Origin of the sequence: Schumannella sp. 10F1B-5-1 (assembly GCF_006517535.1) — a bacterium.
Lineage (GTDB): Bacteria > Actinomycetota > Actinomycetes > Actinomycetales > Microbacteriaceae > Schumannella.
This window is the reverse complement of record NZ_VHQH01000273.1, coordinates 1-297: the sequence shown is the minus strand read 5'-3', so window position 1 is coordinate 297 and position 297 is coordinate 1. Positions and strand designations below refer to the sequence as shown.

Here is a 297-nt window from a genome sequence, read left to right as displayed (position 1 = left end):
CACCTCGGCGGACGCCTGGGCCGCGCTGCGCGACGCCGAGGACACGTTCTGGTCCGACCCCGAGTCGGGACCCTTCGACGACCCCGCCTCGTGGCCGACGCGTCCCTGGGTGCGCAACCTCGAGCGCTGGCTCGTGCAGGTCGACGAGCCCGGATCGGTGGCGCATCGCACCGACGTCGACGTGCACTCCGGGGTGCTCGAGGCCGACGACGGGGAGGCGCACGAGGGGCTGTCGACGGATGTCGCGGGCGGCGACACGGGATTCGTGTTCGAGGTGGATCCGCGGTTCGCCGCCGC

General features: G+C 73.7%; 1 protein-coding gene. It reads left to right on the top strand.

Annotated features, from left to right (window positions below; translation table 11 throughout):
• Positions 1–297: hypothetical protein (locus FJ658_RS16550; RefSeq protein WP_181408526.1), on the top strand; the 297-nt coding region annotated here is incomplete at both ends.